General features: G+C 37.8%; 11 protein-coding genes and 1 pseudogene. All 12 read right to left on the bottom strand.

What is annotated here, in order from left to right:
• Nucleotides 1-9: 9 nt before the first annotated feature.
• Complete coding sequence (locus A2G56_RS02250) at nucleotides 10-1,350, bottom strand: DUF438 domain-containing protein (protein ID WP_062708429.1); 1,341 nt, start codon at nucleotides 1,348-1,350, stop codon at nucleotides 10-12.
• A 3-nt stretch (nucleotides 1,351-1,353) separates the two neighbouring features.
• The gene (locus A2G56_RS02245; protein ID WP_062708426.1) at nucleotides 1,354-1,581 is read right to left on the bottom strand and encodes a DUF1858 domain-containing protein; all 228 of its coding nucleotides are present in this window, start codon (nucleotides 1,579-1,581) and stop codon (nucleotides 1,354-1,356) included.
• 21 nt (nucleotides 1,582-1,602) lie between these two features.
• Nucleotides 1,603-2,946, bottom strand: coding sequence for a DUF2130 domain-containing protein (locus tag A2G56_RS02240; protein WP_062708424.1), 1,344 nt, complete (start codon nucleotides 2,944-2,946; stop codon nucleotides 1,603-1,605).
• Between the two features lie 69 nt (nucleotides 2,947-3,015).
• Nucleotides 3,016-3,597 (bottom strand): restriction endonuclease subunit S, encoded by a 582-nt coding sequence (locus A2G56_RS02235; RefSeq protein ID WP_062708420.1) that lies wholly within the window; start codon nucleotides 3,595-3,597, stop codon nucleotides 3,016-3,018.
• A 98-nt stretch (nucleotides 3,598-3,695) separates the two neighbouring features.
• The gene (locus A2G56_RS02230) at nucleotides 3,696-4,337 is read right to left on the bottom strand and encodes a TrkA C-terminal domain-containing protein (RefSeq protein WP_062708417.1); all 642 of its coding nucleotides are present in this window, start codon (nucleotides 4,335-4,337) and stop codon (nucleotides 3,696-3,698) included.
• Between the two features lie 395 nt (nucleotides 4,338-4,732).
• A pseudogene (locus A2G56_RS10895) lies at nucleotides 4,733-5,257 on the bottom strand (Asp23/Gls24 family envelope stress response protein); the annotation flags it as partial.
• Between the two features lie 14 nt (nucleotides 5,258-5,271).
• Entirely contained in the window at nucleotides 5,272-5,475 is a 204-nt protein-coding gene (locus A2G56_RS02220) for a CsbD family protein (protein ID WP_062708413.1), read from the bottom strand.
• 38 nt (nucleotides 5,476-5,513) lie between these two features.
• Nucleotides 5,514-6,050 (bottom strand): Asp23/Gls24 family envelope stress response protein, encoded by a 537-nt coding sequence (locus A2G56_RS02215; protein ID WP_062708410.1) that lies wholly within the window; start codon nucleotides 6,048-6,050, stop codon nucleotides 5,514-5,516.
• A gap of 39 nt (nucleotides 6,051-6,089) precedes the next feature.
• The gene (locus A2G56_RS02210; protein WP_062708408.1) at nucleotides 6,090-6,281 is read right to left on the bottom strand and encodes a DUF2273 domain-containing protein; all 192 of its coding nucleotides are present in this window, start codon (nucleotides 6,279-6,281) and stop codon (nucleotides 6,090-6,092) included.
• A gap of 9 nt (nucleotides 6,282-6,290) precedes the next feature.
• Nucleotides 6,291-6,860, bottom strand: a complete 570-nt coding sequence (gene amaP / locus A2G56_RS02205; protein ID WP_062708405.1) for an alkaline shock response membrane anchor protein AmaP — start codon at nucleotides 6,858-6,860, stop codon at nucleotides 6,291-6,293.
• Between the two features lie 20 nt (nucleotides 6,861-6,880).
• Entirely contained in the window at nucleotides 6,881-7,126 is a 246-nt protein-coding gene (locus tag A2G56_RS02200) for a GlsB/YeaQ/YmgE family stress response membrane protein (protein ID WP_062708402.1), read from the bottom strand.
• 471 nt (nucleotides 7,127-7,597) lie between these two features.
• On the bottom strand, nucleotides 7,598-12,361 hold the full coding sequence (locus A2G56_RS02195) for a SpaA isopeptide-forming pilin-related protein (RefSeq protein WP_062708399.1): 4,764 nt from the start codon (nucleotides 12,359-12,361) through the stop codon (nucleotides 7,598-7,600).
• Nucleotides 12,362-12,858: the final 497 nt, after the last annotated feature.

The following is a 12,858-nucleotide window of genomic DNA, read 5'->3' as shown; positions in this document are numbered from 1 at the left end:
TACCTTTATTTATAAAATATCTCTGTTAAAATCTGTATCTATGGCTCTGAAATCTTGAATCTCTTGAACATATTCTAAAACCCCCTCGAAGTCACCATGAGCGTTACGCACGGCCGCATAAGTGATATGTACAAACATCTCTCTTTTTTCAGACTTAAACCACATAGTTACTTTATCTTTTTGTCCAGACTTGAGAAGTTCCATAACTTTTTTTACTTTTTCCAAAACCCTAGGAGGATGGCAAAGTTCAACATGACGGCCAATTTGGCTTGGATTACGTTTAAATATCATATCCTCAGTTGCCGCATAATCGTTATAATATTGGAAAATATCCTCTTTATTGACAAAAGTGATTTCCATAGGTAAATGATTAAGGATTAGATTAGCTTGTTCCACCGATAAATAGCCATTCCCAAAAGCCTGCGGTGTCGTTCTATCAACCTTCTTTTTTTCTTTCTTTGGTGTAAAGGTGATTGAGAAAACGCCAGCATCAGTTTCTATGGTTTTAGTATCCGAATACTCAGAAAGATGTTCACTATTCGCATCGTCTGTGATCTGCCCGCTCGTTTGTAGAAATTCCTTTCGGTGCGGTTGCCATTCTTGGGTTGGCTTAATAATAGCATAACCATACTTGTCACTATCTTTAGCAATAGCCAACCAATCATCTTGGGTGAAAGTCTCCAATAGAATCATCAATAAGATAGATTCTTCTTTGAAAATCATTTCTTCGAATTCACTTGCAAATGCTTCAAATTTTTCTTTGATCAGTTCAATAGACGCCTCTGGTAAAAAGTCAGCAGCCTTCTTAGCTTCTGCAAACAAGTCCCGAATTTCATCATCAACTCCCCACATAACCTTAGGCGGTGCATCATGGCCATAACGCTCCATAATAGGGAAAAACAGTTCTTCTTTTCGAGTATAATGCTTATCAAATTGACCTAGGAGTCTCATCTGGTGCTTTAAGCCCTTAGATAGTTGATCAGAAAAGTCTGCATGCTCAGGTTTCGTTAAATGATCCAAGATACGACGAATGCGAAGCATAGCAGCTCGAAGAGCCAGGTTTTCCTGTTTAAAAACATAAACAGGGTGCCCCTCTTGATCTACATCTGCCACTTCCACATCTTGAACGGCACCTTTAAAAAGATTAGCATGGACATTACACAAGCCCATAATATCCTCAAACGTTATCCCTGTGTCAGAAGACATTAACTCATGCTCCATCATTGAAATTTCTAAAGCTGAAACCCCTGTAAAATGCTCGTTAAAACGTTCCTGAACAGATTCAGCGCTGGCACCCTGGTGAAGTTCAAGTAAAATTTCTTTTAGTATTTCAATACGATTTTTATCCATTAGCTATTCCTCTATATCATACCCATGCATCAGTAACGTTTCTTTAATCTTTTCGATTGGAATGTGGGCTAATGTTGCCCCAGACTTTAAACTGGTTACCTTACCAACAGTGTTTAACATGGCAGGATTTGCCAGCGGTTTAAACCCTAATTCTACTAGAATCTCCAGAAGTTCTGGGTGGTCTTTTATAATGTCAGCAACTGGTTTTTTTAAATCTATTGTATTGTGCACCGCAAACCTCTTTTTTAGTATTTAAATATTATCTTTTTTTAACTCTTCAAATTGCTTTCGCATCGTTGGATTTTTTCGTGTTAATTTTTTGACAGAAACATCTTCCAATTTATTATTCGCTAGTCGTAACTGATTCTCACTGGTCGTTAAAGCTGCTTTAACGGCTTCCATTCGTTTGATGGATTTGTCGATTTCATCAATAGCCTTTTGGAAATTCTTACTGGCTGATTGGTAATTCTTAGCAAAGGCATTTTTAAAGATATCTAAATCTTCTTCAAAGTGAGTGATATCAATATGTTGCTCTTTTACTAAAGCTAACTCTTGCTTATACTGCAATGAATTGAGTGCTGCATTACGTAGTAAGGTAATGATCGGAATAAAAAATTGTGGACGAACAACATACATTTTAGGATACTCATAGGAAACATCCACGATACCATTGTTGTAAAGATCGTTATCCATTTCTAAAAGTGAAACCAAAATAGCATACTCACAATTTTTTTCTTGGCGGTCTTTATCCAATTCCTTGAAGAACTGTTCATTTTTCTTTTTGGAAGCTGTTTCATCACCCTCGTTTTTCATCTCAAACATGATTGAAATGATCTCAATACCATTGTCATCGAACTCTCGGTAGATATAATCACCTTTCGATCCCGTTTTAGCATCATTATCTTTTCCAAATTGTGCATTTGGGAAGGCTGTCATACGAAGACGGTTAAACTCATACTCACAATGTTGCTCCAAGCTTTCTCCAATCATCTTAGTTGATTGTTTTGCTTTAAAGTCTTTGTAGTAAGCGATAAGTTCGTCTTTTTGCGCTAGTTCTGTTTGGTGACGGCTGAGTAAAGATTGTTTAGCCAACTCTTGCTTTTGTTCTTGAAGTAAGAGTTGATTAGTAATCTGGTCTTTTTCTTGTTGGAGTTGAGTTAGGGCTTCTTGTTTTTCCTTGTCTTTTTCCAAACCAAGAAGGTCGATTTTTGCTTGTAATTCTTGATTTTCCTTATCTTTTTGCGATAAGGCTTGCGCCAAGGCCAGAGCATTATCAGCTACTAGTTTATCGATTTTTTGTTTTAAATCATTGATCTCGTCATTCTTCTGAGCCATTGCATCCTGCAATTCGACAGCTTGATGGCTTTCGAATGTCTCTAGTCTATGCTCTAAAGTCGCAATTTCTCTTTCTTTTTTCCCCAACTCAGATTGTAAGGCATTTTTAGACTGTTCTTCAATCAATCGTCTTTCTGATGCAAGTCTTTCTAGAAGGTCATGTTCAAATTCTTTAGTTCTTACCTGTTCTAATAATTGACTATACTCTGTTTCGTTTATGGTAAACACCGTTTGACAATGGGGGCATTTTATTTCGTTCATCTCAAACTCCTCAATCATTTGGTCTTATTATAACAAAAAAAGCAATGATATTCAGTGCCTTCTTTGTTATCAGGGAAATAGTGTACGCTTCACTTCTTCTTGAATATATTGCCATTCTTGATTAGCACGCTCAAACTTACGTTGAAAATCAGCTTGCCCTCGTAAATAACGACCAATAGCATAATCTTGCTTGACAATAGGTAACAAGGGAATAAGAATGTCTCCGATTTCCTTGGTTGATAGATTCATGACAGCTTTCCCACGGTCAGTTGCCTTTAATAATTCTTGACCAGCAGCTGTTTCAAAAAATAATTTAAGATAGTGGCCTCTAACTTTAGTTGATGGTCTGATAATGGTGAAATTAGATGAGGCTACGACTGGACCAGACTGTTGGTCAAATACGGCAAGCTTCAGCTGAGTGCCTTTAGAAGAAACCAAAACATCTCCTGCTTGTAAATAGTATTTGGAAACTAAACGCTCATCCTCATCGTAAGTTTTTAAATTAGTATAGTCAATAAGACCATCCTTTATATCAATGATATTGATAACCGCAATACGTTCTCCCTCAGCTTTTGAAGAGACCGCTCTTCCTTTAAAAATACTAGCAATATCTTTTAAAAGGGAATGATTACTTGATTTAATTGCTTCCATAACCGGAACATCTCTCCTTCTGTTAATATTAGTATTTTAATACAACTGTGATGCTAAAGCAAGTAAAAAACCAGATAAATCTGGTTTTAAGAGTAATCTTATAGTCCGACATTTATATTAAATAAATTCTTCAAACGCGAATAAGCAAGATCATCTCCGACAAAAAAGATATGATCCCCTGCTTCTAAAACAGCGTAAGGACTCGGTGATAATAGAAGGGTTCCGTTATGTTCAATACCAACGATAGTTGCACCAGTTTGATGCCAAATATTTAAATCACGAATGGACTCTCCCAAATGGCTAGCTTCTTCAGTTAAAATGATCTCATACGGTGTAAAAGGATATTTACGACTGACAGACTGACTTTGCAACAAATACTCATCAACCAAATCAGCAAGATCCTCTAACTCCTGCGCTTGCTGTTTAATATTTTCACGGATTTTATTTTTTATCATTGCGATAGAATGCGTCGTTTCATAATTTTTCAAGAAGTCTTCAGCCTTCTCTTTTGATAAGACAATCGCACCACTACCATGTTTTAAACTGACAATATGCATATCAGCTAAAATATTTAAACCCTTACGAGCAGTTTCCGGAGAGACATTAAAGGTACTCGCTAATGTTGACCTTGATTTTAATTTCTCACCAACTTCGTAATCGCCATCTGCAATTCGTTTAGCAACGGCAACGGCAACCTGCTGATACTTGGAACTCCTTACTTCGGAATTGACTCTCCTCATTATGATACCTCCGACTTGATTCTACCACCTTATACAAGTCTTGACAATAGGAATAAATCTACGAACTTACCATTTTTTTGAAATGCTGAAACTTGCCAAAATATGATATTGTTCATCCTCGACCTCACTCAACACTTCACAATACAAAACAAAAGATCAGGATTTCTCCCAACCTTCCGCCACCAATTCAACGTTAAGTTGAACTAGTTACTCTATTGTTATTAGTCTGCAACAACAACATCACTATCGACTGAAGCCGTGTAAGTAACTCCTTCAGGTTCAGTTGACATTGCTTCTTTAGCTTTTCCTGCTTGCTCTGAAGCGTATTCTTTAGCTTCAGCCGTCTTTTCAGCAGTAAATTCTTTAGCTTGAGTAGCTTTTTCTGACGCATAATCGCGAGCTTCACCAGATTTTTCTGAAATGTATTCACCTGCATTCTGAGCCGCTTCCTTAGTACGTTCGTAACCTGCGGCAGTAGCTTCTTTAGCGCGTTCATAACCAGCTGCTGTTGCTTCTTTTGTCTTAGCATAGCCAGCCTCAACACGATCTTGAACAGTCACAGAAGCTTCTTCAAACTCTTCGCGAGTCATAATGTCAACAACGTTGATGTTAACTTCGATAACTTTCAAATGAGTCATCACTTCAACATTTTGAGAGATAATCTCTTTAATACCTTCAGCAATAGCTGGAATATCTTTACCGTATTCAACGATAACATCAAGATCAGTAGCTACTTCTTCTTTACCAACTTCAACATTAACGCCAGTTGTTACATCTTCAGAATTAACTAACTTATCTTTAACGTTTGAGAAAAATCCTCCACTAACAGATAACAATCCGTCGATGTTTTCAAGAGCATGACCAATAATTTTTTGAATTACTTTCTCATCATAAGTTACTGTACTTTTAATTTCAGTCATAATACTACCTATTCCTACTTGTTGTTTTTTGATTTAAGGCCGTCAATAGCACCTTTTACAGTATCTTTAGCATCAGCGATTTTTTCTTTGATATCACCAGTTGCTTTTTCGACTTTACCTTCAGATTCTGTACGTTTATCTCCAGTCACTTTTCCAAGACCTTCTTTAACTCCACCAGAAACTTTATCTACTTTAGCATCAAATTTTTCTTCAGACATTTTCTTTCCTCCTAATGTTATCCCAGAGTTATCTTTTATTATTTTACACGTGGCTCAGTTTGTTCTTGAACACGATCAACACCATTGCTTACAGCACCTTTAGCATTGTCATATTGGTTTGAAACAAACTGGCTAGTTGCTTGTGCGCCATTTGATACACGATCTTGAAGGCTTACTGAATCAGCTTCAAATTGTGCACGTGTTTTAATATCTACAACGTTAACGTTAACCTCAACAACTTCAAGGTCAGTCATTTTCGTAATTTCTTCTTCAACAACTCTTTTGATTTGATCAAAAATAGTTGGCACGTGTTGCTGATATTCAACAACAGCATCTAAGTCAACAGCAACTTGTTTTGTACCAACTTCAACGTTGACACCATCTGTCACATTGTTAGTGTTGACTAATTTTTCTTTGATGTTTGAGAAGAAGCCACCATTGATAGCAAGTAAGCCATTCACATGTTCAACAGCAAGCCCTACAATTTTTTCAATAACTTTATCTTCATAAGTTAGCTGACCACGAATAGCTTTTGGATCCACTGGACTGTTATTTACTGAATGATTTTGTACCATAATATACCTCTTTCTATATAAAGAATAATGACTTAGTTATTATTTAAAATTTTCTAAGAAACGATCAATTAGTCCTGTTTCTTGAGCAAAGTAACCAGCAAAGCTACCTGCCGCGACTAGAATTAAAATGAATAATGTTTTAAAAAATCCGAATGTCACTAGTAGAAGTGCTAAGAAGAAAGCTGCCCCTCCACCAATGATGGGGTATTTGTACTTTTCAAATATTTCCATGCTTCACTCCTACTCTACACGACCACTTTTGATTGTTTTCTCTTCGACAACATCTTTGACTTTGACACTAAAATCAACATCATGTTCCACGCCAAAGAATGCTTTAAGTCCAACTTCCAAATCTTTCTTAAGTTTTTCTGTATTCGTAATGACATTTGATCGAGGAACAACTTGACCTCTGACATCCACCTTGAATTTCTTCTTGTAAAGATTTGCTGTTACCTTAGGATTTTTCATTAAACCTTCTGATTCAACGAGACTCTTAACATAACCTTCAATAGCTGACTTCTTGAGTTTCAATTTTCCTTTAGCGTCAGCAAGTTCAACTTCACTGTAACGACGAGGGAAAAAGATGATGACTAAAATCCCAATAAGAACCAGGATAAAGAGTACAATTGCAGCCCATAAGAAATACTGCGCTAAAAACTCTTGCCAAATGCTATGTGCACGAAAGTTTACAGGTACCCAAGATAGAGCTGGAAGGCGCAAGATACGCTGATTAAGAAAAATAACATTCCCCAACACCGTAAGAAGCACAATCCCGACAAGGCTATATAGAAATTTCCATCCTTTTGCCATGACTCCTCCTTTATGAATGATTATTTAGTTTTTGAAAGTACGAATGATACAACGATAACAACAATCACTGCTCCAAGGATTGATGGGACAAGTGCCATACCAGCCAAGCTAGGACCCCAAGAACCAAATAAGGCTTGACCAACCCAAGAACCGGCAATACCAGCTAAGATATTAGCAATCCAACCCATTGAGCCACCTTTTTTAGTGAGGGCTCCAGCAATCGCACCGATAAGTGCTCCGACAATAAGTGACCATAATAATGACATAATATAAAACCTTTCTATTCATATCCCTATGGGAATTACGCCAGATACTTCTTTAAAGTATCATATTAACAAAACAACAACTTTCTCGAGAAATGGTCAAAGTGACCACTTATAAATTAAGTGAGTGTGTAAATTACTTTTTAGCAGCATCACTCAAACAAAGAAAACGTTCTCTATGCTTTTGTAACAGCATTTCTAAAACTGACCACATTTCATTTAATTTATATTGTTATTATACACTATTATGTCGATAAAACAATTAATATGCTCTCTTTTTTTAAATTTTTTTCTTTTTTATCTATACCATCACAACCTTTCTATTTTCTTGGCATGAGCTGTATAAGGTCGCTTCGTAGTCTCTCACCTCCCATATTTTTTCATTTACCAAAAACACGAGAGAGCTATTAGCTTTCCCGTGTCTTGATAAAATGGAGACTAAAATGATTTTCTATAAGACAGGGTCAAAAATCTTTAGTTTTGTTTACGACGACGTGATGCTGCAAAACCTAGTGAAGCAAGTGCAATAGCTGAACCTGCTACAACTGCTGTTGATGATGATTTTTCACCAGTACTTGGCAATTGATCGTCATTCGCAGCTTTTGATGCTTCTGCTTTTTCAGAAGAAGCTGTTGCTTTAGCAGCTGATGCTTTTACTTCTGATTTATCAGCAGCTTTTTTAGCTCCTTTATCTGAAGCATTAGAACCATCTTTACCTTGTTCTTCTTTTTGAGTATCATCTGCTTTTGGTGCTTCTGGTTTTTCCTCTTTTGGTTGATCTTCACCTGGTTTGTCAGCTTTTTGGACTTTATCAACTGCAATAAAGTCTTCATGATGATCTGTATTAGCTAGATCAAACGCTGCTGTACGGTAGCTGTTTAATTCATAACCTTCTGGAACAGAAACTAGAGATGCTGTGAAGCCTTTACCTGGTTTAACATCTGTAAAGTTAGCGTTACCAAATTCATCTGTTGTTACTTGGCGAGTTGAACCATCTGCTGCTTTCAACTCAACAACTGCACCAACCACAGGGTTGAAGCCATTATCAACTACTTTGATTGTTGCTGAAGCATTACCAACTTCTTTGTCTTCTTTTGGTGCTTCTTTTTGAGTCTTATCAACAGTGATGAAGTCTTCGTGGTGATCTGTGTTAGCTAGGTCAAATGCTGCTGTACGGTAGCTGTTGTAATCATAGCCTTCGGGTACCATTGCCAAAGCAGCTGTGTAGCCTTTACCTGGTTTAACATCTGTAAAGTTAGCGTTACCGAATTCATCTGTCTTCACTTGACGAGCTGAACCATCTGCTGCCAACAATTCAACAGTTGCGCCAACGACTGGTTTGAAGCCATTATCAACTACTTTAACAGTTACTGAAGCGTTACCAACTTCTTTATCTTCTTTTGGCGCTTCTTTTTGAGTCTTATCTGCTGTGATGAAGTCTTCGTGATGATCTGTATTAGCTAGGTCAAATGGTGCTGTACGGTAGCTGTTGTATTCATAGCCTTCTGGTACCATTGCCAAAGCAGCTGTATAACCTTTACCTGGTTTAACGTCTGTAAAGTTAGCGTTACCGAATTCATCTGTCTTTACTTGACGAGCTGAACCATCTGCTGCCAACAATTCAACAGTTGCGCCAACGACTGGTTTGAAGCCATTGTCAACTACTTTAACAGTTACTGAAGCGTTACCAACTTCTTTGTCTTCTTTTGGTGCTTCTTTTTGAGCCTTATCTGCTGTGATGAAGTCTTCGTGATGATCTGTATTAGCTAGGTCAAATGCTGCTGTACGGTAGCTGTTGTATTCATAGCCTTCTGGTACCATTGCCAAAGCTGCTGTGTAGCCTTTGCCTGGTTTAACGTCTGTAAAGTTAGCGTTACCGAATTCATCTGTCTTCACTTGACGAGCTGAACCATCTGCTGCTAACAATTCAACAGTTGCGCCAACGACTGGTTTGAAGCCGTTATCTTTAACAGAAATTGTAACTGAAGCATTACCAACTTCTTTATCTGCTTTTGGCGCTTCTTTTTGAGTCTTATCTGCTGTGATAAAGTCTTCATGATGATCAGCGTTATTTAAGTCAAACGCTGCTGTACGGTAGCTGTTGTATTCATAGCCTTCTGGTACCATTGCCAAAGCTGCTGTGTAGCCTTTGCCTGGTTTAACGTCTGTAAAGTTAGCGTTACCGAATTCATCTGTCTTCACTTGACGAGCTGTACCATCTGCTGCTAACAATTCAACAGTTGCACCAGCTACTGGGTTTGAAGCATTGTCTTTAACAGCAATAGTTGCTGAAGCATTACCAACTTCTTTGTCTTCTTTTGGTGCTTCTTTTTGAGTCTTATCTGCTGTGATGAAGTCTTCGTGATGATCAGCGTTATTTAAGTCAAACGCTGCTGTACGGTAGCTGTTGTATTCATAGCCTTCGGGTACCATTGCCAAAGCAGCTGTGTAGCCTTTGCCTGGTTTAACGTCTGTAAAGTTAGCGTTACCGAATTCATCTGTCTTCACTTGACGAGCTGTACCATCTGCTGCCAACAATTCAACAGTTGCACCAGCTACTGGGTTTGAAGCATTGTCTTTAACAGCAATAGTTGCTGAAGCGTTACCCGTAGTATCCTCTTCACTAGAACCTGATTCCGTCGATTCTTTTGGTCTTAAATCCAGTTGCAACAATAATGGGTCGTGATCTGAAGCTCTGCCATGTTCTTTCATGAAAATAGAATTAACATGAACCATGTCAAACTCGTAGCGATCTAGAAGATTATTTGAGATGACTGCATTATCAAGCGATTGGTTATTTCCTTGATAGAAGTATGAGAAACGGTCTGACTTATCATGGCGACTCACCAAATTAGACATGATATCACCTGAGATAATATCGAGTGTCTTGGTGAATTCATAATCATTGTAATCGCCTAACATAGCAACATTCAGATTACGATTTTGCTTCATTCCTTCGGAGATAAACTGATTGATAATAGTAGCCATTTGATGGCGTTGTTTTTCTGATTTAAAGCTGACAGGCTGTACTTTTCCAAAAATACCATCATCACCACGTTTTGAATTGAGATGAACAGCAACAAGGTTAATTTTTTGCCCATTGAAATGGAACTCTGCAATTATTGGCTTGCGAGAGTTGCTCCAAGCAGCATTCAGCGGATCGATACGAGCTATGCTATATTTCAATTCACCATTTTCCCAAGCAGCAGGTGTCTTGGCATCACCCTTAGGTTTATCAGCCAAACTCACCCGATCGGCATTGTAAAGAAATCCTGTACGGATATTAGAACCAGGAGCACCACCATCCATATTGTTTTCTGGAGCAATATCAATATATTGATAGTTTGGGCCACCCTCAGCCTTGATTGCTTCAATCAAGCGACGAGCACTTTGACTAGCATCAACTGTACCGTCATCGGTAGTACCATTATTATCTTGAACTTCAATTAGGGTAATAATGTCTGGTGATTTCAAGTCATTGACAAATGATTTTGCAATTCGTTTTACCTTTGCATTATCTGTCGTTTTATTATTGGCTGAGAAATTTTCAATATTATAAGAAGCAATCGTTAGCTTCTCCTGGTCTTTGACAATAGTCGTTATTTCTGGTTTTACACCACCATCAGTCACTTTAGGAGAATTGGCAACTTTAGCTAATAACTTGTAGTTAGTGTATCCATATGTGATTGGACCATAAATCCGTCCTTGGAAAGAATCTCCTGTTTTTGTAATCAGTTTCTTATCAAAAAGGACAGCGATTTTTTCTGGATGTGCGTTGTCTGGTTCTAAGGTAAGACCTCCTACCTTATTCATTGGTCCCTTATAACCACCTGGAACGACATAAACTTCTTTATTAGCTTGCGGTCCAATAATTTTAGCATTATCAATACCAACCAGCATACCTTCTAGAGATTCCCAAAAATCAAGGCCATCTGTATCTGGATCGAAAGATGAAAAGGCGTCATCTTCAACAATTTTAGTTGGAGCAATACGATCAACACCAAGAATAACAGGTGCTGGTACCGTTACTTTCCCCTCTTTAATCACTGATGTCGCAGCAATTTGAGTAGTGGTCAAATCAGTAAGTTCTTTCTCACTATAGCCAGTTCCTAAATATTCAACCACTTTTCCCATAACAGTTAATTTATCACCGACAGAAACGTCATGATTGGCTAGAAAAACATCAATACCATCAGATGTTTTAGGATTGCCATCAGGTGCTATATCTTGCACATAAAAATGGTTTTTATTGGCAACATATGTCACAACGACATTTTTAACGGTAACCGTCTGATGCTCAAGTGGTGACGTGTGACTTTCTCCTTGGATTTGTCCTACTGACACGATTCTTTCCACTGGAGGTGGTGTGACACTTTTTTTAACCACTTCAAACTGATTTTCTAAAAATGGTTTTAGCTGATTATTTCCTCTGTAAGTGGATAAAATCGCAGTGAGGTTAATCGTATCATTTTCTGAAATCAAACTTAACAACTTAGTGTTGTCAATACCTGTACGGCTATCTACTCGAACAGCAACTTTCTGCCCTTTTTGATCAGTAATGTAAAACGTTGATGTTCCATTAGTATCACTTGAGATAGGACCGACAGTTACTTCTTTCAAAGTCACTAAAGTTGACTGAAGTTTATCAGTTAAACCTTCAACAGTTGTGAGCGTTGGTTGGGGAACTGAAATATCAGCGACTTTGGCAAGTTTAGATACTTTAGTCAGTTGAACTTCTCCACTGAAAGCCCCTAAAGTACCATCTAATTGAACAGTGTCGCCTCTTGTAACATCTTGTTTTTTCCCAGGATAAACATAAAGCCCATCACCAGCTTCATCTTGAATGTAGAAACCATTTCCACCCCAAGCGTTGACAGTACTGATAACTTTACCAGAAACAGTGACAGTCTGTCCTTTTTCAGTTTCGCGTGCTTGGGCTAGCGGTATTGGACTACCAACAGTTGGACTAGACTCTGAGACAGAATCAACGAGAGAACTTGGCTCTGGCCCTTGAACCTCAGGTGCTGCTTGATCAGTATCCAAACCATTTCCATTAGCGGGAGCTCCTGATAAACCCGAACTATTAGCTAAACTCTCTGTTTTGGGCTGGATTATTTCAGATGCAGGATCTGATTCATCAGCAAGCACATTTTGTTGGGGTAAATTAGCAGATAAAACAAGCGGTGCGAAGAGAACCGACGCTTGTATCATATACTTATAAATAGCCTTTTTTTTCATAAGCATCTCCTGTTATTTGATAATTTTATTGTATCAAAAAGATCAGAATAAACAAGTACATCACGAACGATTTTTTAATATTTTTTATAAGAGTTCGTTTTCAGAAAAAAGCGGAAACGGAGATGCAAATAAAAAAGCGTTTTCATTCACTATTGCATATTTAATTATCTGACAGTTATTTGAACAAAACTATTCTAACAACATTATCGCTTAATTGGGTATACTTGCTAATACCTTATGCTTATTACTTCTAAGCCAAATAATACTTGACCCTCATGATTCAAAACAACAAAGAAAGACGACAAATAGCCTATGATTCAATAACGCCATCACTGTAGGCCTTACTACCAAGTAACTGAGCATTGACAAGATCTCATTAACCAAGGAATTGGACAAAATAGCTAGTGACTATAACATACCAATATTGACTTGGTAGCGTTTTGGTCTCAGTTCAAGAGGGAACCTCATTGACTCTTTTGATGATCAGTGCAGTATAA

Source organism: Streptococcus halotolerans (assembly GCF_001598035.1).
Lineage (GTDB): Bacteria > Bacillota > Bacilli > Lactobacillales > Streptococcaceae > Streptococcus > Streptococcus halotolerans.
The sequence above is the reverse complement of the archived record's forward strand: the minus strand, read 5'-3'. Positions and strand labels throughout refer to the sequence as shown.

Bases quoted from the DNA above. Each gene is read 5' to 3' on its own strand.
- A2G56_RS02235 (WP_062708420.1), bottom strand. From the start codon at position 3,597: ATGGAAGCAATTAAATCAAGTAATCATTCCCTTTTAAAAGATATTGCT.
- A2G56_RS02210 (WP_062708408.1), bottom strand. From the start codon at position 6,281: ATGGAAATATTTGAAAAGTACAAATACCCCATCATTGGTGGAGGGGCA.
- A2G56_RS02230 (WP_062708417.1), bottom strand. From the start codon at position 4,337: ATGAGGAGAGTCAATTCCGAAGTAAGGAGTTCCAAGTATCAGCAGGTT.
- A2G56_RS02240 (WP_062708424.1), bottom strand. From the start codon at position 2,946: ATGAACGAAATAAAATGCCCCCATTGTCAAACGGTGTTTACCATAAAC.
- A2G56_RS02200 (WP_062708402.1), bottom strand. From the start codon at position 7,126: ATGTCATTATTATGGTCACTTATTGTCGGAGCACTTATCGGTGCGATT.
- A2G56_RS02215 (WP_062708410.1), bottom strand. From the start codon at position 6,050: ATGGTACAAAATCATTCAGTAAATAACAGTCCAGTGGATCCAAAAGCT.
- A2G56_RS02220 (WP_062708413.1), bottom strand. From the start codon at position 5,475: ATGTCTGAAGAAAAATTTGATGCTAAAGTAGATAAAGTTTCTGGTGGA.
- A2G56_RS02195 (WP_062708399.1), bottom strand. From the start codon at position 12,361: ATGAAAAAAAAGGCTATTTATAAGTATATGATACAAGCGTCGGTTCTC.
- A2G56_RS02250 (WP_062708429.1), bottom strand. From the start codon at position 1,350: ATGGATAAAAATCGTATTGAAATACTAAAAGAAATTTTACTTGAACTT.
- amaP (WP_062708405.1), bottom strand. From the start codon at position 6,860: ATGGCAAAAGGATGGAAATTTCTATATAGCCTTGTCGGGATTGTGCTT.